Below are 21,417 nucleotides of genomic sequence, written 5' to 3' on the forward strand. Positions count from 1 at the left end.
TCACCACGTTTTCCCGGAACACCCGCGGCGTCGGCCGCGGGTGAGCCCGGCGATCCCGACCCGCCGAACGGTTCGGACGCGTTCAGGACGTCACCGGCAGCACGTTCGGAACGATCATCGGACGTCGCCGGTAGGTGTCGGCGACCCACTTGCCCACGGTCCGACGCACCGCCTGCGCGATGCGGTGCGTGTCGGTGATGCCCTCCGACTCCGTCCGCGAGAGTTCCATCTCCACCAGCGGGACCACCTCGTCGAGCGCCTTGGGATCGTCCGAGAAACCGCGCCCGGACACCGTGGGAGAGGAAACGGCACGCCCCGTCACCGAATCGACCGCGACGGTGATCGAGATGAATCCTCCCTCCCCCAGCACGAGACGGTCCGACAACGTCGACTCGCCGACGTCACCGACCGAGAGACCGTCCACGTAGACGTGACCGACCTCCACCCTTCCCGCGACGTCGGCGATCCCGTCGACCAGGTCCACCACGACCCCGTCCTCGGCGATCACCACCCGGTCGGCGGGCACACCGGTCAGCCTCGCCAACTCGGCGTTGGCCCGCAGATGACGCCACTCCCCGTGCAAAGGCATGACGTTGCCGGGACGCACCGCGTTGTACAGGTACAACAGCTCGCCCGCCGAGGCGTGCCCGGAAACGTGCACCTTGGCGCTTCCCTGGTGCACCACCTCGGCGCCGAGCCGGACCAGACCGTTGACCACACCGAAGACGGCGGTCTCGTTGCCGGGGATCATCGAGCTGGCCAGGATGACCGTGTCCCCCTGCCGGATGCTGATCTGCTTGTGTTCCCCGCGGGCCATCCGGGACAGCGCGGACAACGGCTCCCCCTGCGAACCGGTCGAGACGAACACGACCGACTCGGCCGGCATCTCCAGCGCCTCCTCCAGACTGACCAGCAGCCCCTCGGGAACGCGGAGAATGCCGTGCTCGGCGGCTATCCCCATGTTCCGCACCATGGACCGGCCGACCAGGCACACCTTCCGGTCGTAGGCCGCCGCCACGTCCAGGACCTGCTGAACACGATGCACGTGACTGGCGAAGCAGGCCACGATCACACGTTGGGTCGCCCGCCCTATCACCGAGTCCAGAACCGGGCCGATCTCCCGCTCGGGGGTGACGTACCCCGGAACCTCGGCGTTGGTGGAGTCCACGAGGAAGAGGTCCACGCCCTCGGCACCCATCCGGGCGAAACCGGCCAGATCGGTCAGCCTCCCGTCCAGCGGGAGCTGGTCCAGCTTGATGTCCCCGGTGTGCAGGACGGTCCCGGCCGGGGTCCTGATCGCGACCGCCAACGCGTCCGGGATCGAATGGTTGACCGCGAAGAACTCCAGGTCGAAAACTCCGTGCTTGCTGCGCTGACCCTCGGCGACCTCGATCAGCTGGGGATCCAACCGGTGCTCCTGGCACTTGGCGGCCAGCAGGGCCAGGGTGAAGGTGGATCCCACCACCGGCAGGTCCGGACGCAGCCTCAGCAGGAAGGGCACCGCGCCGATGTGGTCCTCGTGGCCGTGCGTGAGCACCACGGCCTCGACCTCGTCCAGCCGGTCCTCGATCGGGCCGAAGTCGGGCAGGATCAGATCAACCCCCGGCGCGTCGTCCTCCGGAAACAACACGCCGCAGTCGACCACCAACAACCGACCGTCGTATTCGAAGACGGTCATGTTCCGACCGATCTCGCCGATCCCGCCGAGTGCCATGACTCGTAGGCCCCCCTCCTGCAACGGTGGGGGCGCCGGACTCGCCGAAGTCGGTGCCAGGGGGTACTTCTCGGTCGACGTTGCGCGTGTTGTCAACGCGGTGTCACCTCGGTTGCCGAATCGGGATTGACCAGGACCAGACCAGCATCCCACAGATCACTGGTGATGACGCGTACCTGCTCCTCGGTGGCGGAGGGAAGCGGCAGGCGGGGCTGGCCGGTCTCGTAGCCGCACAGCCGCATGGCCGTCTTGGCGAACACGACCCCACCCACGGAGCTCATGGCACGGTACACCGGCAGCAACCCGCGGTTGATCTCGCGTGCCGTGGACACCTCGCCCGCCTCGTGGGCGTCCAGCATCCGACGCAGCCGGTCCCCGACCACGTGGGCGATCACGCTGACGAAACCGACCGCCCCGACCGACAACCACGGCAGGTTCAGCGGGTCCTCACCGGAGTAGTAGGCCAGATCGGAGTCGGCCATCACCTCGGTGCCCGCCTGCAGGTCGTGCTTGGAGTCCTTGACGGCCCTGATCCGAGGATGCTCGGCGAGACGCTTCAGGGTGTCGACCTGGATCGGCACCACCGAACGCGGCGGGATGTCGTAGAGCATCACCGGCAGTTCCGTGGCGTCGGCGACGGTGGTGAAGTGCGTGTACAACCCCTCCTGAGGAGGTTTCGAGTAGTACGGAGTCACCACCAGCAGCCCGTGCGCCCCGGCCTTCTCCGCGCCGCGGGCGAGTTCCACGGAGTGCGCGGTGTCGTTGGTTCCCACGCCCGCCACCACCGTGGCCCGGTCACCGACCGCCTCGGAGACCGCACGCAGCAGACGTTCCTTCTCCTCGTCGCTCGTGGTCGGGCTCTCCCCGGTCGTGCCGTTGACGACCAGCCCGTCGTTTCCGGCCCGGTCCACCAGGTACGAGGCCAGCTGCTGGGCGTGGTCGAGATCCAGCCTCCCCTCCGCGTCGAAGGGGGTCACCATCGCCGTGAGAACTCGTCCGAACGGACGACCTTCGGTAGCTGTGGGGCACACGGTCATGGCTGTTGACGCTACCTCCGAGGAAACCGTCCGGCGTGACCGCCTCGAACCACCGAGCACGCCGGGAGACGTCCGGCGGAAACATCATCACGCTCCCGCCCGCCACCCGGCGTTGTTCCGGTGTCGAACCGGACACGCACCGATTCTTCCACCCGCGCGAACAGTGTTTCACATCACACCCGAATGTGGGGAACGCCGCACGCGTCCGTGAGTTCAGAGGCCGCGGCGCAGGTCCTCCACCGCGACCACGTCCGCCTCGTTCCCCTCGACACGCACCCGTACGGGTTTGCGCCCGAAGGCGTGCAGCAGCAGCTCCTCGGAGGGACCGAGGATCCGCACGGTGCGCGGCCCGTTCCGGGCAGCGATCTCGTAGCCGTCCTCCCGACGCAGCACCACCCCGACCGGGCTGCGCCCGTAGAAGTACCTGGCGGTGCGCGACAGGGCCTTCCAGAGCACCTCCGCCCGATCCGGATCCTCCGGACGGGGCTGCCAGTCGGGCCGAGCACGGCGCACGTCCTCGTGGTGCACGAAGAACTCGGCACCGTTGACCGCCTCGTCCACGGCGGAGAGACCGAGCGGGTTCCACTTCGGGGGCCCCTGGCGCACCCTGTCGATGAGCTCACCCCAGGACAGCTGGGCGAGCTCGGCCCGGATGCGTTCACCGCGATCGGCCAGTTTCCGGAACAGGCGACCGCCGAAGGCGTCCGGGCGGTGTTCGCGCATCACCAGGTGCACCGCGAGATCACGCGTGGACCATCCCTCGCACAGCGTCGGAGCCTCCGGGCCCACCTGGTCGAAAAGATCACACAACTGCTGACGTTCGTCGTTGGCCACACCCATGCCCGCACTCTAGCCCCGACCGACCGAGGGGTCGTCGACGGCGCACCGAAAACGATCACGACCGTCCGAGGCGGGAAGGAGACGACCGCACCACCCCTCGGGACGCCGGGGGACACGGTCGTCGACCGGCCGCGTCCCCCGTCGAACCCCGCGGAGTGCCGCGTCCCCCCACCGGGGCCGGTGGCTCAGCCCTCCGTGACGTACGGACTGGAGGCCACCTCGGTACCGTCCCGCAGCTCGGTGATCTCGAAGTCCCCGAAGACGTTCGGTGCCACCTTCTGGAGCTGACGAAGGCACTCGACCGCCAACGCGCGGATCTCCACGTCGGCGTGTTCGCTGGCGCGCATCGCGACGAAGTGCCGCCAGGCGCGGTAGTTGCCGGTGACCACGATCCTGGTCTCGGTGGCGTTGGGCAGCACCGACCGGGCGGCCTGCCTGGCCTGTTTCCGCCGCAACGTGGCCTTGGGCTCGTCGGCGAACTTGTCCTGCAACGCCTGTTGGAGATCGTTGTAGGCGTCCAGACTGGCCCGAGTCGCGGCGAGGAACTTCTCGTGCAGCTCGGGGTCCTCGGCGATCACCTCAGGCTCCACCATCCCCGCGTCCCGCTCGGGAACGTAACGCTGGGACAACTGCGAGTAGGAGAAGTGACGGTGTCGGATGAGCTCGTGGGTGAGCGACCGGGAGACACCGCTGATGTAGAAGGTCACCGTCCCGTGTTCGAGCACGGACAGGTGGCCGACCTCCATGATGTGAGCCAGGTATCCCGCGTTGGTCGCCGTGGCGGGATTGGGTTTGCTCCAGGACTGGTAGCAGGCGCGACCGGCGAACTCCGCCAGCGCCTGGCCACCGTCGGCATCCGTCGACCAGTCCACGTCCTCCGGGGGGAAGAACTCGGTCTTGCCGATCAGCCGTACTTTCGGCGGAACGATCTCGGTCACGACGGGCGAACCCCTTTCCAGCATGCTGAAGCCGGCTGTTCTCCGGCACTGACTCCCCTGATGACGGGGCTGACGCCCACCGGGCGAGATGGCCACCGTCCCGAGGTCACACCCTAACCCTCCACACCGCGGGCGGCGGACACGCGGGACCCGAAAACACCTGGCCGTGGGTGAGACGCGTGCCCGGTGAGGTCGAACCCCTTCCGGAGAGGTGGAAACCACGTCCTTGTTCCGACACCAGCGAGACGTCATAGTGACGTCATGGATCTGAGTGCCTACATCGACCAGCTGCGCGAGGACCTCACCTCGGCCGCCTCCACGGGGGACGAGGACACCCGACACGCGGCCACCCTGCTCACCGCCGCCCTGGAACCGGCGGCGCGGCTGACGTTGATGAACGCGCTCTCCGACTTCGCCGCCGAAGTGACCACCCAACTGGACGGGCGGGTCGTCGACCTGCGTCTCGAGGGCAGGGACGTACGTGCCGTGGTCAGCCACCCGGCGCGTTCCCGGACCGAGGCCGAGGAGGAGTCCCCGCCACCGCCCCGGGGCAACGAGAGCGGGGACATCAGCAGAATCACACTGCGCCTGCTGAACGAGATCAAGGGTCAGGCCGAACAGGCGGCCTCCTCCCAGGGGATGTCCCTGAACGCCTGGCTGGCCAGGGCGGTCCAGTCGGCGCTGCACGGGAACCGGCCCCGGGGCCCCTGGGACCGCCCCCCGGAACGGGAGGGCGCCTCGACAGCGGGAGAGGCCCCGGAGGACTCCGCGGCCGCGGAGTCCCGGATCCACGGCTGGGTGCGGGGCTGAGCCCCCCGAGAACGGGTGAGGAGACCGGAAATGGCCGAACGAACGGATGCAGCGGAGGAGTCCCGTGTCCGCGAGTTCCCGGCTCCGGGGCCGGTGGAGCTGGAACTGAGCAACGGGGTGGGTCCGGTGGAGGTGGAGCTGGTCGAGACCGAGGTCGTCCGTGTCGAGGTGCGCCACGAACCCAAGCACGGCTATCCCGACTGGCGCGGCGGTCTCGGCGCGTTGTTGAGCTGGGTCAGCGAGCAGATCAACGAGAGCGGTCTCGGAACGGGCAACGGCGGTGAGAGCGACCGTGTCTCCGAGACCGCCGCCGAAGCGGTCCGCACGACCCGGATCGACATGAACGGCCACCGACTGGCCGTGCACCCGCCGACCACCGTGCCCCTGCGCGCCGTTCCCCTCACGGTGCTGGTGCGGGCCCCGGCGGGTTCACGGGTGAACATCCACACCGGACCGGGAGGAATCCGGGTGACCGGACGTGCCGGGCGGACGAGCCTGCAGAGCGGTTCCGGAACCGTGGAGGCCGGGCAGGCCACGGGTACCACCACGGTGCGTACCGGGTCGGGGCGCATACGGCTCGGCGAGATGCACGCCGGGGTGCAGGCTCGCACCGGCAGCGGCCCCGTGGAGATCGCCGCCGTCGAAGCGGCGTCCTCCGTGGTGACCGGCAGCGGAAGCGTGTGGCTGGGGCGGGTCCGCGACGATCTGCTGGTACGTTCCGGCAGCGGTGGCATCGCCGTGGCGGAGGCGACGGCGGGCCGGGTGGAACTGATCACCGGATCAGGGGAGATTCAGGTCGCCGTCGGCGCGGGAGTGCACGCCGAGGTGGATCTCGTCTCCTCCACCGGTAGCGTGGCCAGTGAACTCGATGTCGACGACGAGCCACCCTCCGAGCCGCCCCGGCTGCACGTGTTCGGACGTACCGGAAGCGGACGGGCACTGCTCACACCGGCGCTGTGACTCGGACCCCGCCCTTCCCCGCCCCACCCGCGAAAACACCGACACGATCCGCTAGTCACACAGTGCACGCAGCACGGGAGCGAGATCACCTCGCTGTCCCACCCGGACCCGGTGCAGCCCCAGCCATCCGGCCACCTCACGGAGCGCGGCGGCCAGCTCACGGGCCACCCTGCCCGTGTCCACCCCCGGTTCGGCGAAGGCACCGGGAACCCACAGCTGTCCGGACTTCCGGTCGGCCTTGAGGTCCACCCGGGCCACCAACCCGTCGTCCAACAGGAAGGGGAACACGTAGTAGCCGTGTCTCCGGTGCTGCCGTGGGACGTAGATCTCGAGCCGGTAGTGGAAGCCGAAGACGCGTTCCGCCCTGGGGCGGTACCAGACCAGGGGGTCGAAGGGGGACAGCAACGCCCGGGCACGCACCGAGCGCGGAGTACGCGCACCACGGTGCAGGTAGGCCTGTTCCGACCACCCGCGCACCCGGACCGGCTCCAGTTCGCCCCGCTCGACCAGCTCGGAGACGGCGTCCTGGGAACGTCGCGCGGACAGACGGTAGTAGTCGCGCAGGTCCGGTTCCGTGGCCACGCCCTGGGCCCGTGCGGCACGCGAGACCAGGTGCAGGCTCGCTTCCTCCGCGCCGGGTTCCTCGGCGAGCACCTCCGGGGGCAACACCCGCTCCGGCAGGTCGTAGAGGCGTTCGAACCCGCGACGGGTGGCCGTGGTCAGCTCACCCGCGGCGAAAAGCAGCTCGCAGGCACGTTTGGTGTCCGAACGGTTCCACCACACCCCCTTGCCGGCCCGGCTTCCACCGCCGAGTTCGCGTTCCAGCGCACCCGCGCTGAGCGGTCCCGCCTCCTTGACCGCCGTGAGTATCTCGTCCGGCAGCGTGGGGGAACGTTCCAGCAGTTCGCGGTTGCCACGCCGCCGGGGATCGCCGAGCTCCCGCATCCTCCAGCGCAGCAGCGGCCAGTCCGCGACCGGCAGCAACGAGGCCTCGTGGGCCCAGTACTCCACCAGCATCCTGGGACGCCTTCGGGTGGGGTTCCAGGCGGCCGAGTCCAGCAGGTCCCTGTCGTAGGGGCCGAGTCTGCTGAACAGCGGCATGTAGTGGGCGCGAACCGCCACACTGACCGAGTCGAGTTGGAAGAGACCGGTCCGGGCCAGCACCCGACGCAGTTGTCTGCGATCCGGGACGCCGGAAACCGAAGCGTCGGTGAATCCCTGGGCGGCCAGCGCGGTCCTGCGCGCCTCCGCCGAGCTCATGGTCCGCACGGGCCCCGATCATGCCATCGTCACCCGACACCCGGGACGAGTCAGTTCCGGTGGCCCGGAGAACCGGGGAGACGACCTCGCGCCGCCACGGGGACACGTTAGGTTGTCGCCCATGGCAGAAGCCGAAGTACGGACCGCCGTCCCCGCCGACGCCGCGGAGATCGGCCGCATCCAGCTGAGCACGTGGCGCACCTCCTACGGCGGGATCCTTCCCGACGAGGTGTTGGAGAGGCTGGACCCGGACGACACCGAACGCCAGTGGGCCGAGGCCATCGGCGAGGACTCCTCCACCGTCCTGCTCGCCCTCGAGGGTGGCTGGCCCGTGGGGTTCTGCGCCGGAGGGAAGGCTCCCGGCGGCGAGTCGGCCGACGCCCACGGAGGTGTTCCGGAGGACGCGGACACCGTGGGCCTGGTCAGTGCTCTGCTCGTCGAACCCAGGTGGGGGCGACGCGGTCACGGGGGCAGACTGCTCTGGCATCTGGCCGAACGTCTGCGCGCGGAGGGTCTCACCAGAGCGATCACCTGGATCCCGGAAGCCGACGAGGCCTCCATGTCCTTCTACCGGGGGATCGGGTGGGAACCGGACGGGACGGTCCGCACTCTCGACGCCGGGGGACGTCCGGTGCGGGAGCTGAGGCTGACCGGAGGGCTGGACCTGCGGTTGGCCTGAGGGCTCTCACCGGAGGTGTGTTCCGCGATCAGGTTTCCGTGCCCTCGCACCGCTCCAGGTCGATGGCCTTACGCATGGCCTTCCTGCCCCGGTTGCGGTCACCGGCCAGGTCGTAGGCCTGTGCCAGGGCGTACCAGGCCCGCCAGTCCCGAGGGGTCTCCTCGAGTTCGGCCCGCTTCTGCTCGAACCAGGCGTCGGCGGCGTCGCGTCGGACGCGTCCGGAGGGACGCAGCGGCAGGTGCGAGTGGTCCGGCAGCCGTCCCTCCTCGGCCAGCCTCGCGGCGAGGCGCTGCGTGCTCATCCCGAAACGAAGCTGGTCGACCACCAGCACCGCTCCGAGGATCGGCAGCACGAGCACGGCCGCTCCCAGCAGCATCACCACGGGTTTGCCGCTGAGCAGCATCGTGAGCGCTCGGCTGCCCATCAGAACCAGGTAGCCGAGCAGGATCACCGCGACCAGCAGGGCCGAGAAACGCGGACCGAACCAACGGGAACGTGAACCGTTCTCGGCCATCACAGCCCCAGCAGGGGATCCAGGCCCACGGTCACCCCGGGGCGTTTCCCGACCTCACGGACGGCCAGCAACAGCCCCGGCATGAACGAGCGGCGGTCGTGGGAGTCGTGTCGTATCGACAGCGTCTCCCCCTCGGTGCCGAACAGCACCTGCTGGTGGGCGACCAACCCGGCCATCCGGACCGCGTGCACCGGCACCCCGTCCACGTTCGCCCCCCGGGCCCCGTCCGGGTCCCTGGTGGTGGCGTCGGGCATCGGGGGCAGCTCGGCGGCCTCACGCGCCCGCGAGACCACGTGTGCGGTCCGGGCCGCCGTTCCCGAGGGAGCGTCGGCCTTGCGGGGATGGTGCATCTCCACGATCTCCGCAGACTCGAAGTGCCTGGCGGCGATCTCGGCGAACCTCATCGACAGCACCGCCCCGATGGCGAAGTTCGGCACGACGATCACCCCCGTCGTCGGCCGTTCACCCAGCCAGCCGCGCAGGGTCTCCAGCTCGGGTTCGCCGATCCCGCTGGTGCCGACCACCGCGTGAACACCGTTCTCCACGCAGTAGGCCAGGTTGTCCATCACCGAGTCCGGGTGAGTCAGGTCGACGGCCACCCGCGCCCCCGAGTCGGACAGTTCCCGCAGTGGGTCCCCACGTGTGACCTCGGCGACCAGTTCGGTGTCCGGAGCCTCGTTCACCGCACGAACGGCCTCGCTTCCCATCCTGCCGTGCGCTCCGAGCACTCCGACCCTGATCGGCTCCACCGGTTCGACTCCCTCCAGGCTTCCTGCCGTGTCCGGGACACGCTGTCGCCCCGATTCTCCACGGCGACCTCCCGTCCCCCCGTCCCCGGGGCCGCGAGAAACGGGCGGCCCTCCCGGGAGTTCGGAAGGGCCGCCGCGCTCGGGTCAGCAGGTAGCGCCTGCGTGCCTCACTGCTTCTCGGTCTCGCTCTGGGCCGTGTCCTTGCCGGCATCGCCGGAGTCGGCGTCCTCGTCGACCGGCACGAGGCTGATCTTGCCCCGGCTGTCGATGTCGGCGATCTCCACGCGGAGCTTGTCGCCGACGTTGACGACGTCCTCGACCTTGCCGATCCGCTTGCCGTTGCCCAGCTTCGAGATGTGAACCAAGCCGTCCTTGCCGGGCATCAGCGAGATGAAGGCCCCGAAGGCCGCCGTCTTCACCACGGTGCCCAGGAACCTCTCGCCGACCTTGGGCAGCTGCGGATTGGCGATGGCGTTGATCCGCTCGATCGCCGCCTCGGCGGAGGGCCCGTCCGAGGCTCCCACGTAGATCGTCCCGTCGTCCTCGATGGTGATCTCGGCACCGGTCTCCTCGGTGATGGTGTTGATCATCTTGCCCTTCGGGCCGATGACCTCACCGATCTTGTCCACCGGAACGTTGACCGCGGTCACCCTCGGGGCGTGCGGACTCATCTCGTCCGGCTCCCCGATGGCCTGCGACATCACGTCGAGGATGGTGAAACGGGCGTCCCTGGCCTGGGACAACGCCTGGCCCAGCACCTCGGAGGGAATGCCGTCGAGCTTGGTGTCCAGCTGCAGGGCGGTGATGTACTCCCTGGTGCCGGCCACCTTGAAGTCCATGTCGCCGTAGGCGTCCTCGGCCCCGAGGATGTCGGTCAGCGCGACGTAGTGCGTCTGACCGTCCACCTCGTCGGACACGAGCCCCATGGCGATACCCGCGACCGGAGCCTTCAACGGAACACCGGCGTTGAGCAGGGACAACGTGGAGGCACACACCGAGCCCATCGAGGTCGAGCCGTTGGAGCCCAGTGCCTCGGAGACCTGTCGCAGCGCGTACGGGAAGTCGTCACGGCTGGGAAGCACCGGAACCAGGGCACGTTCGGCGAGCGCACCGTGCCCGATCTCCCGCCGCTTCGGGGTACCGACCCTTCCGGTCTCCCCGGTGGAGTAGGGCGGGAAGTTGTAGTGGTGCATGTAGCGCTTGCTGGTGTCCGGCCCGAGACTGTCGATCGTCTGCTCCAGCCGGAGCATGTTCAGCGTCGAGACCCCCAGGATCTGGGTCTCGCCGCGTTCGAACAACGCCGAACCGTGGGCCCGCGGAACCACACCGACCTCGGCGGACAGCTGACGGATGTCGGTGAGTCCCCGACCGTCGATGCGCACCTTGTCCCGGATGATCCGTTGACGGACCAGTTTCTTGGTCAGCGCTTTCAGCGCGGCACCGATCTCCTTCTCCCTGCCGGCGAAGGCCTCGCCCTCACCCACGCCCACGCGTTGCAGGGTGGCTTCCTTGAGCTCGTCGAGCCGCTGTTCGCGCTCCTGCTTGCCCCCGATGGTCAGGGCCTCGGCGAGCTCGGAGGAAACGGCCTGCTCCACGGCGGTGTAGGCGTCCTCGGCGTACTCCGGGTAGACCGGGTACTCCTCCTCGGTGGGGGGAGCGGTCTCGGCCAACCGCTGTTGTGCCTCGCACAGGGTGCGGATGAACGGCTTGGCGGCCTCCAGACCACCGGCCACCACTTCCTCGGTGGGAGCCTGGGCTCCGGCGGCGATCAGCTCGGCGCTCTCCTCGGTCCCCTCGGCCTCGACCATCATGATCGCCACGTCGTCACCGACGATCCTGCCGGCCACGACCATGTTGAACACGGAGCGCTTGAGCTGCTCGTGGGTGGGGAAGGCGACCCATTGTCCGTCGATCAGGCCCATGCGGGTCCCGCCGATCGGCCCGGAGAAGGGCAGCCCGGACAGCTGGGTGGACGCCGAGGCGCCGTTGATGGCCAGCACGTCGTAGGAGTCCTCGGGGTCGAGGCTCATGACGGTGACCACGACCTGGACCTCGTTGCGCAGCCCCTCGACGAAGGTGGGCCGCAGCGGCCGGTCGATCAGCCTGCAGGTGAGGATGGCGTCGGTGGAGGGACGTCCCTCCCGCCGGAAGAACGAACCGGGGATCCGCCCGGCCGCGTACATGCGTTCCTCGACGTCGACGGTCAGCGGGAAGAAGTCCAGGTTCTCCTTGGGCTGTTTGGAGGCGGTGGTCGCCGACAGCAGCATCGTGCCGTCGTCCAGGTAGGCGGCCACGCTGCCCGCGGCCATCTTGGCCAGCTTGCCCGTCTCGAAACGGACGGTGCGTTTGCCGAACTCGCCGTTGTCCAGTACGGCGGTGCTTTCGTAGACCCCGTCCTCGTAGGACTGTGCCTCGGTCATGTCGTACTCCTCGTCCGACGGGCCGGGAACGCAGAGGCCACAACAACCGCACGCAGCGTGGTCCGACGGGGCCGGTCATCGATCGAAGCCCAGGGGAACCGCGTCCCCCTGCGGCCACTACCGAGGACCGGCGAAGGCCCCTGCTGAGCAGCGGTGTGGACTCTGTGTGTCGGCAGCCCGTCTCACTTGCCTGGTTGTGCCGTCCGGGAGACTCCCTCGCGGAGGCCCGTGCCATACAGCAAGGGGAGTGGCTCGCGGCCACTCCCCTCGGCAGCTGTCAGCGGCGCAGTCCCAGTCGCTGAATCAGCGAGCGGTAGCGCTCGATGTCGGTCCGCGTCAGATAGTTGAGCATCCGACGACGCCGACCGACCATCAACAGCAGACCACGTCGGGAGTGGTGGTCGTGCTTGTGCTGTTTGAGGTGCTCGGTCAACCCCGAGATCCGGTGGGTCAACAGGGCCACCTGCGCCTCGGCCGAGCCGGTGTCCTTCTCGTGCAACCCGTACTCGGTCAGGATCTGCTGCTTCTGGGCAGTGGACAGCGCCACGAGTGAATCTCCTTGTTCGCGTCCCGTGTCGTCGATGCCGCCGAAACACGACATCGAATTACGTATCGTCACCGTCAGGCTGACAGTCGGACTGTTCACGTCGACAATCACCCGTCGGGTTGATCCCCGGCCACCACGGACCGCAGCCGAGGCTTGCCACCGAGCATAACAGCAGGGCCCGCCACGAGCGGGACACCCGCACGGCGTGTCACGACGGAAGCAGCGGAATCCGGTGTACCGTCCGGTACCGCACCCCGCCCCGCCCGCGTTCACTGGCGACCACGGCGAGTTCTCCGGCGGACCAGACCGGCCCCGTGTACTCGGTCAGCCGGTGGGGAATCCGGCTGGGGTCAAGTGTACCCCGCGCCCATCGGGCGACCGTAACGTGCGGCCGGAAGCGCCGAGGGTCGGCCCCGGCCGTCCGGGCCAGTGCGCGCAGCAGACGGTCCCTTCGGTCCCGCGTCTCGGGCTCACCACCGGGGACGACCCCTGTCCAGAGCACACCCCGGAACGTTCCGGCTCCCGCCAGCCTCAATTCCGGAACGGTGAACTCCGAGTCGTTCTCCCGCAGTGCGGCCACACCGGTACGCAGCTTTTCGGCCACCTCGTCGGGGTCGGCCCCGTCGCCGTGGAAACACAGCGTCAGGTGCCACTGACCGGCGGAGACGAACCGGAAACCACGCAGCTCACCGGACAGCGCGGACCAGGCGGCCCGCTGCTCGTCCAGGACCTCCGACAGGTCCCGGACAGCGGCCTCCGAAGGCCACAAGGCGGTGAACACACGCATGAGCCCCGTATACCACTCGGTACCGGACCCCGGGGAACGGGTGGGGAAGTCCCGGGAACGGCACGCGCCGGGGACGGGGAAGGGCCGGTGGATCACGGGGAGGCGCCGTCGGCGTGTGCCGCCCTGCGGAGCAGCCCGGCCAGAGCGGGGTGGTGCTCGTCGAGCAGCTCGGCCACGTGTTCCAGCTCCTCGGGTCGAGCCACACTGCGCAGGACCGGCCAGGCCGTCTCCTCGTCCTCGGCCCGGTGCTCCACGGGAACGCTGTCTCTGCCGAGGGCGGGGCGGGAGCCCTTCACGTCCCGCAACGCCTGTTCGACGGCCTCGGGATCCCCGGCCAGCACCCCCGGGGTGAACACCTTCCGCTCCAACATGACCAGCCTGGCCACCACCGAGGGGTTTCCGATCTTGGCTCGTCTGCCGCTCATCACCTGGCTGAGCATGGGCGGACTGATCCCCAGCACCTCGGCGAGCTGGGTCTGCGACGTCCGGTAGGCGACGATCAGCCGCCGTACCCGATCGCCCAACGGTTCCCCGTACCACTGACGCTGTAAGGCCAGGTTCCGCTGGACGATCTCCCTTTCCTGCACCTTGGCTCCCCCGGATGCCGTGTCGAATCAGAACCCTCGGGTCTCGCATCGTGCCAGCCCGGTCGCACCGGGAGGTCCGAAACACGAAAAAACGTTCATAACGGCTTGACATACGCGGGAGGCACCGGGAAGCGGCGGTGCGCACGCCCCGGACGGCGCAGCGGAGTGCTCAGCCCAGCAGGCAGGCACGGGTCTCGGCCACGTCCGCCCGCATCCGCTCGATCAGCTCCTCGGCGGAGTCGAAACGCACCATGCCGCGCAGCCTGCGCACGAAGTCCAGCTCCACGTACTCCCCGTAGAAGTCACGGTCCACGTCCAGCACGAAGGCCTCGACCGTACGCTCGGTCCCCGAGAAGGTCGGGTTGCTCCCCACCGAGACCGCCGCGGGCAGGGTGCTCTCCGGCTGGCCGGCCCCACGCTGCCGGTGGGTGAACCAGCAGGCGTAGACACCGTCGGCCGGAACGGCGGCGAACTCCGGCATGGACAGGTTGGCCGTGGGGAAACCGAGCTCCCGGCCTCCCCGGCCCACGCCGCGCACCACGATCCCCTCCAGGCGGTGGTACCGCCCCAGGGCCACGGCCGCCGCGCCCACGTCCCCGGCGTGCACACAGGAACGGATGAACGTGGAGGAGAAGGTGACCGGGGACTCCTCCCGGTCGAGCCCGTCGGTGTGGCCTCCCAGCAGATCCGCCGACTCGGTCTCGAACCCGAAACGCTGCCCCAGAGTGTGCAACGAGTCGATGTTTCCGGCCGCCTTGTGCCCGAAGGTGAAGTTCTCACCGACCACGACCACCGCAGCGTGCAGCCGCTCCACGAGGATCTCGTGGGCGAACTCGTCCGGGGGCATCTTGGACAGCTCGGGAGTGAACGGCAGCACGCAGAACACGTCCACCCCGAGTTCCTCGACGAGTTCCGCCTTGCGTTGCAGGGTGGTCAGCTGAGCGGGGTGACTTCCCGGACGCACCACCTCAGCGGGATGCGGGTCGAAGGTGACCACCACGCAGGGCAGCTCCCGCTGTCTGGCCCGCCGCACGGCCTGGCTGATCAACCGCTGGTGCCCACGGTGCACCCCGTCGAAGACACCGATGGTGACCACGCACCTGCCCCATCCACCCGGAAGCTGTTCCAAGCCACGCCAACGCTGCACGGGTTCCCACTGTATCGACCGGTGCGCGTCGCGGCGCCGCGACCTCGGCGTGTCGCGGAGAGGCTCCCGGGGATCACCACTCGGGACGGGCCCCACGGAGGGCGTAGCTCACGGTGGCGGCCCCGAACACCAGCACGACCAGCGCCACCGCGGCCACGTCACCGGCGGGTTCGAGCGGGAAGGCCCACCAGGGGTGGTCGGCGTAGCCGCCCGTGGTGCTGTGGCCGTGGGTGCCCAGCAGCAGGACGAGCAGCACGTAGGGGAAGGCGCTCATCCAGCCGCGGGTGGCTCCGGCGACCGTGGCGGTGGCAAGAGCGATGCCGGTGAGCCCGGCCAGGTTGCGCAGTGCGCTCAGGGCCAGCTGCGGGCTGTGCGTCCACAGGGGCAGGCAGGCCAGCGCGGCTGGCAGGATGGCCGTGCCCAGCAGTCCGAGCCGGATCACTCCGTGGGCGCGGGGTGCGGTGTCCCACAGTCGGGTGGGCGGGCGCAGGTGCAGCACCAGCAGGCAGGCCAGCAGCAGCGGACTGAACAGCCCCAGCGGCACGTCGAGCGAGCCGACGTTGGGCACGGGCACGGGCAGCCGTTCGGCCCCGAACAGTGTGTGGACCAGCGCGGTCCCCGCGCACCCCAGCAGGTACAGCGGCCAGTGGTGGGCGCGCAGCAGCAGCCAGAACGGGCTCATGCGGGCAGCTCCGGCATCGGGGTGGTGCAGTCGTTGACGGCCGGCACCGCCCGGCGTACCCACTCCCGTCGTGGGGCGGCGGGGGCCTCCAGGAGGCGTTCGACCTCCCGCACCCGGTCGGGTGGGGGATCGAGTCGGTCCACGGTCACCTCGGGATGCAGCCGGTGGAGTATCCAGGCCCGCAGCAGCGCACGAGCTCCCATACCCGGGTAGCGGCGGTAGCTGACGGTCTGGTGCTGCCCGGAGGCGGTGGCCTCGGCCGGCGAGGAGCGGGCGCACTCCGGGGGACGGCTCACCGTCTGCACGGCCAACTGCTCCAGCAGTTTCGTGTCCGAGGTGCCGGGTTCGACGGCGCTGATCCGGGCCGAGCCGCCGGACCAGTCCAGCCCTTTCTCGACGTAGCTGTCGGCCGGGTCCAGTTCGGGGAACCGGCTCCGGTAGTCGTCGACCACCCGGATCCAGCGGTCCAGGTCGGCGCTGTGGGCCGGCCACATGCACACCCGCGCCCCGCCGGGACTGTGGCGGCACACGCCCTCGGCGGGCTGGCGCATCGTGGTGAGCTGGAAGTGTCCCTCGGTGAAGAACTTGCCCGAGCCGAGCAGCACCACCAGCCCCAGCAGACCCACCCGGACGGCCAGTCGGGGCCTGCGCCAGCACAACACCGCCGCGCACCCGAGCACCACCGCCACCAGCCACAACCACTGCCCGACCAGGGTCACCAGCAACGGTTCCCGGGAGACGTCACAGCACTGGATGTCCCGCACCACCAGCGCCCGCACGTACTTGTTGTCGCTGATCGAGCCGTAGGCCAGCACCAGCCACAGCCCGATGCCCACGGCGGGAGCCGCCAGGTACCGCGGCAGCACGTACCCGCCGGCCACGCCCACCGCCACGCCCGCGACGAAGACCGTCGCGGCCACCGCCAGATACGTCCACAGCGGCTGTCCACCACCCCGCATCGACAGCGCCACCGTCCCCAGCAGCACCGCCGAGCACAGCAGCGCCAGCACCAGGGCGGGCAGCCCGGCCAGCAGCAGGTAGGCCATCCCCGACCGGGGATGGCTGCGTTCCACCGTCTCGGCACCGAGGCGGCGCATCCGCGAGGTGTCCCAGGCGGCCACCGCCGCCACCAACGCCACCGGCCACAGCACCGAAGCACTCACATGCCCCGAGGCCATCGACCAGTCCCCGTTCCACAACCCCGGCCGGTCCCGCGCCACCGCCCAGGTGAACACCAACACCGGCAACGCCGCCCACACCGCACCACTACGGCGCAGCGAGATCCACAGCACACTCATGCCGGCTGACCCACCCCCAGCAGTCGCTCGTACACCTCGTCCAGGTCGGAAGCGGTGGGATCCGCCTTCCCCGTCAGGTCAGCCAAGGTGGACTCGGTTGACACCCGCCCCTCGTCCAGCACCACCACCCGGTCGGCCACCGCGGCCACGTCCTCGGTCAGATGCGTGCTCAACAGCACCGTGCGTTCCCGCCCCAGCTCGGTGATCACCCCGCGCAGCGCGTTGCGCTGACGCGGGTCCAACCCCACCGTGGGCTCGTCCAACAACAGCACCGGAGGCGCGTTGACCAACGCCTGGGCGATCCCCACACGCCGCACCATCCCCCCGGAAAGCTGCCCCACCCTGCTCCGGGCACGCTCCCCCAGACCGGTGGCCTCCAACGCCCACCGCACGGCCTCCTTCCGCTCCGCACGAGGCACCCGGCGCCACCACGCCGACACCGTCACGAACTCCGCCACACTCAGATGCCCCGGAGCGGTGAACCGCTGCGGCAGAAACCCCAACGACTCCCGGTAACGCCGCCGATCCCGCACCGGATCCAGCCCGTTCAACTCGACCCTTCCCCGCTGTGGGGTCAGCATCCCGGACAACACCCCCAGCAGCGTGCTCTTACCCGCCCCGTTCGGCCCCAACAACGCCGTCACCCCCACCGGCAGGGCCGTGTCGACGCTCTCCAGCGCCCGACGTCCCCGATAGGAGTGCCCCAAACCTTCGACACGTACGGTGAACAAACGACGATCCTCCGGGACGGTCCACGTACCGGACGCGGACCCTAGCACGTCGATCACGAGGATCGGGGCGGATCGACGGAAGCCGGCTACGACGTGGAACTCACCCGGCCGGACGCAGCACGAGAACGGGCCTGGCGCCCCTCCCCTGTTGCCGCATCAGGGCGACGACCCCACCGTCCGGAGCGAAGACCCCGTAGGTCCCGGCGAGACCGGCCCCGGCAACGGTCTGGCCGTGGGAGACGGCCCGTGCGGTCTCCGCGTCGACGTCCACCCGGGGAAAGGCCGCGGCCACCGCCTGGTCCAGGTCCATGGACAGTCCCGGGCTCTCCTCCAACTCCTCCAGGGTCCGCACGGAGGCCACGCCGAACGGACCCACGCGGGTGCGGCGCAGCCGGGCGAGATGTCCCCCCACTCCGAGCGAACTCCCCAGATCACGGGCCAGGGCACGCACGTAGGTTCCGGAGGAGCACTCCACCATCACGTCCAGGTCGACCCGTTCCTCCGCGCGGTGCAGCCCGAGCAGGTCGAACCGCGACACCGTCACCGGACGGGGCTCCAGCTCGACCCGCTCACCCCGCCGCGCCAGTTCGTAGGCGCGTTTTCCGTTGACCTTCACCGCGCTGACCGCGCTGGGCACCTGCTCGATCTCCCCGGTCAGACCGGACATGGCCCCCGTGACGTCCCCCTCGGAGACCCCCGAGGGGTCGGCCGACCACAACGGCTCCCCCTCGGCGTCGTCGGTGTCGGTGGCCGAACCCAGGCGGATGGTCGCCAGGTACGCCTTGGTGTCCAGGGCGAGATGACCGAGCAGCTTGGTGGCTCGCTCCAGCCCCAGCACCAGCACCCCGGTGGCCATCGGGTCCAGGGTTCCCGCGTGCCCCACTCTGCGTGTTCCCATGATGCGACGAACCCGGGCGACGACGTCGTGCGAGGTCATCCCGGCGGGCTTGTCCATGACCAGCAAACCGGCCGGTGCTGTCCGCTGCGTGGATTTCCGACTCTGTCGCGACACGGCTCCCCATCATCCCCGATCCCCTGGAATCCTCCGGAACCGGCCGTGCCCGCCCCGACGGAGGACCGGCCGCCGGGTCTCGCTACGGTGGTGCGTCGTGACGAGCAGGAGGTTCGACGGTGGCGATCAGGCCGATCCGACGCTTCGGTGACCCGGTACTGCGCACGGCGGCGGAGCCCGTCACGGTGTTCGACGACAGACTCACCGCGTTGGTCTCCGATCTGCTGGACACCGTGGCCGAGCCCGGCAGGGCCGGGGTGGCCGCCCCGCAGATCGGGGTGAGCCTGCGGGCTTTCAGCTACAACGTCGACGGGCGGACCGGCTACGTGCTCAACCCCGAACTGGTGGAGACCTCCGGGGAACAACACGGCGAGGAGGGCTGCCTGTCGGTACCCGGCCTGAGCTTTCCCACCCCCCGGGCGGAGCACGCCGTGGTGCGCGGAGTGGATCTGCGCAACGAGCCGGTCACCGTCTCCGGCTCGGGACTGATGGCCCGGTGTCTCCAGCACGAGACCGACCACCTGGACGGGATCGTCTACCTGCAACGCCTGGATCCCGAGCGGCGCCGCTCCGCGTTGAAGGAGGTCCGCGCCACCGACTGGTTCTGGAAGGCGGGCTGAACGCGGCGGGAGGAGTCGGGTGGCCCGCCGCGAGCGGTGTTCCCGCAGCCGGTGGGGCTCCGTCCACGCGGTTTCAGGAGTGGGTCGAGCTCGGCTCGCTCGTACGGGTGGCCCCGACAACCGCCCAGCGTCCGGAGCGGGCCCGCAGCAGCAGGGTGAGCAGCCTGCCGAACATGAACAGGCTCAGCCCGGTCCAGATGCCGGCCAGTCCCCACCCGGACACCAACGAGAGCCAGATGAGCGGCAGGTACCCCAACGCCGCGCTGAGCATGGTCGCGGTACGCAGATAGGCGGCGTCCCCGGCTCCGAGCAGCACGCCGTCGAGGGCGAACACCACCCCCGCGACGGGTTGCAACCCCACGAAGAACCACCAGGCGTAGGGGATCTCGGCCAATACGGCTGGATCGTTGGTGAAGGCGTGCGGAAGCAAGCCGGACAGTGCCGCGAACAGCACTCCCAGCACGATCCCGAAACCCAGTCCGTACCAGCTCACCTGTCTGCCGATGGCCCTGGCCTCCCGGGCCGACTCCCTGCCCAGAGCAGCCCCCACCAAGGACTGGGCGGCGATGGCCAGCGAGTCCAAAACCAGGGCCAGGAAGGTCCACAGCTGCCAGACCACCTGGTGGGCGGCGGCGGTGTCCGCACCGGTTCGTGCCGCCACCGAGGTGGCGGACAGGAAACAGGCCTGGAAGGCGAGGGTGCGCAGGATCAGATCCCTGCCCAGCACCAGTTGCGCACGCATCACCTCCGTGTCCGGACGTCGCGCCCCTGCCTCCACGAGCAGGGCGCGCACGAACAACGTGGCCGCCACGGTCTGCCCGGCCACGTTGGCCACCGCCGAGCCCTCCAGCCCCCAGCCGACCGGGTAGACCAGCACCGGGCACAGCACCAGCGAGACACCGTTGCCCGCAAGCACGTAACGCAGGGGGCGGACCGTGTCCTGCACTCCCCGCATCCACCCGTGCCCGGCCAGGCTGATCAGCACCATCGGCGCGCCGATCAGAGCGATGCGCAGCCAGCCCACGGCGGCTTCGGCTATCGCGCCCCCGCCGGTCATCAACCCCACCACGGGAGCGGCGAGCACCTGCGCGAGCAGCAGGATCACCACGCCGACCCCCGCTCCCAACCAGCTCGCCTGGACTCCTTCCGCGAGCGCGTCGGCACGTCGCCCGGCGCCGTGCAGTCGGGCTGCCCGCGCCGTGGTTCCGTAGGAGAGGAAGGTCAGCTGGCTGGAAACGACGGTGAACAGCGTTCCCCCCAGAGCGAGTCCGGCCAGGGGAACGGCCCCCAGGTGTCCCACCACCGCCGTGTCCACCAGCACGTACAGCGGTTCGGCGGCCAACACTCCCAACGCCGGTATCGCGAGCGCGAGCAGTCGCCGCACCGGAACACGTTCGGCGGTCTCGGACACCCGACCTCCTGTAAGCTGCTCATGCGGATTTGTCCCCTGACAGGGAGGGTATAGTAAGGGGCTCACATGGACAATGCCGATTACATCGAAAGTGCGCTGCGTCTCGCGAACGCACGCACGGATGACCTGGAGAGCCTGCGCGCCGAACTGCGCGACGAGCCGTGGTGGTCCTCCCGACTCACCGGGCGGGACCTGGAACTGCTGCGGGACGTGGCTACCCGTCTTCGCCGGGCACTCGAATCCGCGACCGAGGGAGAAACCGACAGCCTCTCAACCGAGGTCAACAGTCTGTTGCGCGACTACCCGCCCCGGCCGAGCCTGTCCCGGCACGGGCACGGGCACGACCCCGGTTGGCACATCCACGTCGCCGACCCCGAACAGCCGCCGAGCACCGAGATCGCCGCCGCGGCGGCCTGGGGGATGGCGCAGGGGATCGTGCTGCACGGCACCGACCGTTGGGGACGGTGCCAGGCACCGAACTGCGGCTCCTACTTCCTGGACACCTCGACCGGACGGAACAAGAGGTTCTGCTCCACACGCTGCGCGAACCGGGTCCACGTGGCCGCCTTCCGCGAACGCCGACGCGGCTGAGAACGATGGGGCTCCACCCTCCCCCACCAGGCGGGCTTCCCCACGGAACCACCCGGAACGGTCCGCCCGGGTCGGGCCGGCAA

The 21,417-nt window shown here is 69.7% G+C and carries 22 protein-coding genes; 5 read left to right on the forward strand and 17 right to left on the reverse strand.

From position 1 onward, the window contains the following. Positions 1-82: 82 nt before the first annotated feature. The 4 genes from CEP50_RS05800 to thyX form a co-directional block, all read right to left on the reverse strand. Entirely contained in the window at positions 83-1,714 is a 1,632-nt protein-coding gene (locus CEP50_RS05800) for a ribonuclease J (protein WP_181188236.1), read from the reverse strand. A 92-nt stretch (positions 1,715-1,806) separates the two neighbouring features. Beyond that, positions 1,807-2,751 (reverse strand): 4-hydroxy-tetrahydrodipicolinate synthase, encoded by a 945-nt coding sequence (gene dapA, locus CEP50_RS05805; RefSeq protein WP_106112874.1) that lies wholly within the window; start codon positions 2,749-2,751, stop codon positions 1,807-1,809. A gap of 213 nt (positions 2,752-2,964) precedes the next feature. Next, complete coding sequence (locus CEP50_RS05810) at positions 2,965-3,591, reverse strand: TIGR03085 family metal-binding protein (protein WP_106112875.1); 627 nt, start codon at positions 3,589-3,591, stop codon at positions 2,965-2,967. A 185-nt stretch (positions 3,592-3,776) separates the two neighbouring features. Continuing rightward, positions 3,777-4,529 carry an FAD-dependent thymidylate synthase gene (gene thyX / locus CEP50_RS05815; RefSeq protein WP_106112931.1) on the reverse strand — a complete coding sequence of 251 codons (753 nt, stop codon included), beginning with the start codon at positions 4,527-4,529 and terminating at the stop codon, positions 3,777-3,779. A 261-nt stretch (positions 4,530-4,790) separates the two neighbouring features. Here thyX and CEP50_RS05820 point away from each other — a divergent pair, with 261 nt between their 5' ends. Together CEP50_RS05820 and CEP50_RS05825 are read left to right on the forward strand one after the other, a co-directional pair. After that, complete coding sequence (locus CEP50_RS05820) at positions 4,791-5,339, forward strand: toxin-antitoxin system HicB family antitoxin (protein ID WP_106112876.1); 549 nt, start codon at positions 4,791-4,793, stop codon at positions 5,337-5,339. 30 nt (positions 5,340-5,369) lie between these two features. Beyond that, a complete protein-coding gene (locus tag CEP50_RS05825; protein ID WP_106112877.1) occupies positions 5,370-6,299 on the forward strand; it encodes a DUF4097 family beta strand repeat-containing protein in 930 nt (309 codons plus the stop codon). Between the two features lie 51 nt (positions 6,300-6,350). Here CEP50_RS05825 and CEP50_RS05830 read toward each other — a convergent pair whose 3' ends face one another. Continuing rightward, a complete protein-coding gene (locus tag CEP50_RS05830; protein WP_106112878.1) occupies positions 6,351-7,559 on the reverse strand; it encodes a winged helix-turn-helix domain-containing protein in 1,209 nt (402 codons plus the stop codon). Between the two features lie 121 nt (positions 7,560-7,680). Here CEP50_RS05830 and CEP50_RS05835 point away from each other — a divergent pair, with 121 nt between their 5' ends. Then, a complete protein-coding gene (locus CEP50_RS05835; RefSeq protein WP_106112879.1) occupies positions 7,681-8,238 on the forward strand; it encodes a GNAT family N-acetyltransferase in 558 nt (185 codons plus the stop codon). A gap of 28 nt (positions 8,239-8,266) precedes the next feature. On the opposite strand, the gene CEP50_RS05840 is transcribed toward CEP50_RS05835, so the two are convergent. The 11 genes from CEP50_RS05840 to truB form a co-directional block, all read right to left on the reverse strand. Further along, positions 8,267-8,752, reverse strand: coding sequence for a tetratricopeptide repeat protein (locus CEP50_RS05840; protein WP_106112880.1), 486 nt, complete (start codon positions 8,750-8,752; stop codon positions 8,267-8,269). Then, positions 8,752-9,501, reverse strand: coding sequence for a 4-hydroxy-tetrahydrodipicolinate reductase (gene dapB / locus CEP50_RS05845; protein ID WP_258174885.1), 750 nt, complete (start codon positions 9,499-9,501; stop codon positions 8,752-8,754). Before dapB ends, CEP50_RS05840 begins: the two co-directional genes overlap by 1 nt. 167 nt (positions 9,502-9,668) lie before the next feature. After that, positions 9,669-11,921 carry a polyribonucleotide nucleotidyltransferase gene (locus CEP50_RS05850; RefSeq protein WP_106112882.1) on the reverse strand — a complete coding sequence of 751 codons (2,253 nt, stop codon included), beginning with the start codon at positions 11,919-11,921 and terminating at the stop codon, positions 9,669-9,671. A 277-nt stretch (positions 11,922-12,198) separates the two neighbouring features. After that, positions 12,199-12,468 (reverse strand): 30S ribosomal protein S15, encoded by a 270-nt coding sequence (gene rpsO / locus CEP50_RS05855; RefSeq protein WP_026449110.1) that lies wholly within the window; start codon positions 12,466-12,468, stop codon positions 12,199-12,201. A 208-nt stretch (positions 12,469-12,676) separates the two neighbouring features. Beyond that, positions 12,677-13,255, reverse strand: coding sequence for an RNA 2',3'-cyclic phosphodiesterase (gene thpR / locus CEP50_RS05860; protein WP_106112883.1), 579 nt, complete (start codon positions 13,253-13,255; stop codon positions 12,677-12,679). Between the two features lie 92 nt (positions 13,256-13,347). After that, positions 13,348-13,842, reverse strand: a complete 495-nt coding sequence (locus CEP50_RS05865; RefSeq protein ID WP_106112884.1) for a helix-turn-helix domain-containing protein — start codon at positions 13,840-13,842, stop codon at positions 13,348-13,350. 169 nt (positions 13,843-14,011) lie between these two features. Further along, entirely contained in the window at positions 14,012-14,989 is a 978-nt protein-coding gene (locus CEP50_RS05870) for a bifunctional riboflavin kinase/FAD synthetase (protein WP_106112885.1), read from the reverse strand. A 73-nt stretch (positions 14,990-15,062) separates the two neighbouring features. Next, positions 15,063-15,671: a hypothetical protein gene (locus CEP50_RS05875; RefSeq protein ID WP_106112886.1), complete on the reverse strand. Its 609-nt coding sequence runs from the start codon at positions 15,669-15,671 to the stop codon at positions 15,063-15,065. Beyond that, complete coding sequence (locus tag CEP50_RS05880; protein ID WP_106112887.1) at positions 15,668-16,969, reverse strand: hypothetical protein; 1,302 nt, start codon at positions 16,967-16,969, stop codon at positions 15,668-15,670. Before CEP50_RS05880 ends, CEP50_RS05875 begins: the two co-directional genes overlap by 4 nt. After that, positions 16,966-17,700, reverse strand: a complete 735-nt coding sequence (locus CEP50_RS05885; protein ID WP_258174887.1) for an ATP-binding cassette domain-containing protein — start codon at positions 17,698-17,700, stop codon at positions 16,966-16,968. The genes CEP50_RS05880 and CEP50_RS05885 overlap by 4 nt, the downstream gene beginning before the upstream one ends. A gap of 100 nt (positions 17,701-17,800) precedes the next feature. After that, complete coding sequence (truB, locus tag CEP50_RS05890; RefSeq protein ID WP_106112888.1) at positions 17,801-18,712, reverse strand: tRNA pseudouridine(55) synthase TruB; 912 nt, start codon at positions 18,710-18,712, stop codon at positions 17,801-17,803. Positions 18,713-18,831: 119 nt separating this feature from the next. Between truB and def the strand changes: the two genes are divergently transcribed. Next, the gene (gene def / locus CEP50_RS05895; protein WP_106112889.1) at positions 18,832-19,332 is read left to right on the forward strand and encodes a peptide deformylase; all 501 of its coding nucleotides are present in this window, start codon (positions 18,832-18,834) and stop codon (positions 19,330-19,332) included. A gap of 73 nt (positions 19,333-19,405) precedes the next feature. Here the strand turns inward: def and CEP50_RS05900 are convergent, their stop codons facing one another. Beyond that, positions 19,406-20,743: an MATE family efflux transporter gene (locus CEP50_RS05900; RefSeq protein WP_019854784.1), complete on the reverse strand. Its 1,338-nt coding sequence runs from the start codon at positions 20,741-20,743 to the stop codon at positions 19,406-19,408. A 66-nt stretch (positions 20,744-20,809) separates the two neighbouring features. Here CEP50_RS05900 and CEP50_RS05905 point away from each other — a divergent pair, with 66 nt between their 5' ends. Next, positions 20,810-21,334 carry a CGNR zinc finger domain-containing protein gene (locus CEP50_RS05905; protein WP_106112890.1) on the forward strand — a complete coding sequence of 175 codons (525 nt, stop codon included), beginning with the start codon at positions 20,810-20,812 and terminating at the stop codon, positions 21,332-21,334. Positions 21,335-21,417: the final 83 nt, after the last annotated feature.

It is taken from the genome of Actinopolyspora mortivallis (genome assembly GCF_003001495.1).
GTDB lineage: Bacteria > Actinomycetota > Actinomycetes > Mycobacteriales > Pseudonocardiaceae > Actinopolyspora > Actinopolyspora mortivallis_A.